The following is a 1,114-nucleotide window of genomic DNA, read 5'->3' as shown; positions in this document are numbered from 1 at the left end:
TGGGTGGGCTGAATCCGTATGGGTATGTGCATTGTCCGACGGGGTGGGTTGATCCGTTTGGGCTGGCGTGTTGTCCACCACCAAAAATAAAAGCTACACAAATCGGATTAAGAAACCCTAAACAGATTGATGGTATGAAAAAAGATATGCTTGACGGCACTTTTGATTTTTCACTTCCCAAAAATCAAGTTGGTGGCTTTGTAGATTCCAATGGAATTTATTATATGGGGGAAGGGCATCATAGAATGGTTGCAGCTCAAGAAATATATAAAGAAACAGGCGATGCTAAATATATTAATAAATTAATAGAAAATGGTTCATGGACAAGAACAAATTCACCACCAACTGATGCCAGAGCTATGCCATCCAGAAGTTTCTTTAGTAATTTAAGAAACAAATTAGGATTTTAAGAATGAGAAAAATAAGTATATATTCAAATATGTTATGGAAGTCATTATCTTATATAAGAAATGTGCAAACACACTCTTGCTTTAGAAAAGCCTTTGATAAGTCTTGTTATATGGAGGCTGAGCTATTACATAATATTGTTATATCTCTTCCTGAAGAAGAAATGACTGAACATGATATATTTTTTTTAAATAGTCATGCGCGATTCTATTTGGAAAATGCTGACAAAAGAAAATGTACAAATTATTTTTCTCATGAAGATGATATAAAAAGGCTATTTAGTCTCGTTCCTGAGCACTTGAAAGAAAAACTTGAATGGAATGGCCCAGAATAATATTTTGAGTAATTAAATCTAGCCGGAAAGATCCCGAGAACTTCCGGCTGACTTATTTTTAAGGGTTGCTCAGTTGTGCTAGCTCAGTCTCCCCTTTAGTCGTTGGTATATTTCCGCATCAGCTCGCGCATGGTGTGTTTGATGGCACTGAGTTGCGCTTGCTGTTAGTATTGCAGCTTAATTGTTCGAATGCTTTCACTATCGGATATCAATACTAAACTCTCGTTTAAGATGAACGTATTAATGGACAAGAGATTGTTCATCAATGGAATGATACTGATAATACACTGGCATTGACCCGTTTTGGTGAACGGGAGTTGCATTATGCTTTTGGGGCACTGGGGGAGTTAACTTCACTGCAAGTCAATCAGC

The 1,114-nt window shown here is 37.0% G+C and carries 1 protein-coding gene and 1 pseudogene; both read left to right on the top strand.

Annotation, left to right across the window (positions count from 1 at the left end):
* Nucleotides 1-410: pseudogene (locus HMPREF3129_RS00520) on the top strand (RHS repeat domain-containing protein); the annotation flags it as partial.
* Nucleotides 411-412: 2 nt separating this feature from the next.
* Complete coding sequence (locus HMPREF3129_RS00515) at nt 413-742, top strand: hypothetical protein (protein ID WP_017827408.1); 330 nt, start codon at nt 413-415, stop codon at nt 740-742.
* Nucleotides 743-1,114 lie beyond the last annotated feature (372 nt).

It is taken from the genome of Proteus sp. HMSC14B05, from assembly GCF_001808035.1.
Taxonomy (GTDB): Bacteria; Pseudomonadota; Gammaproteobacteria; order Enterobacterales; family Enterobacteriaceae; genus Proteus; species Proteus mirabilis.
The sequence above is the reverse complement of the archived record's forward strand: the minus strand, read 5'-3'. Positions and strand labels throughout refer to the sequence as shown.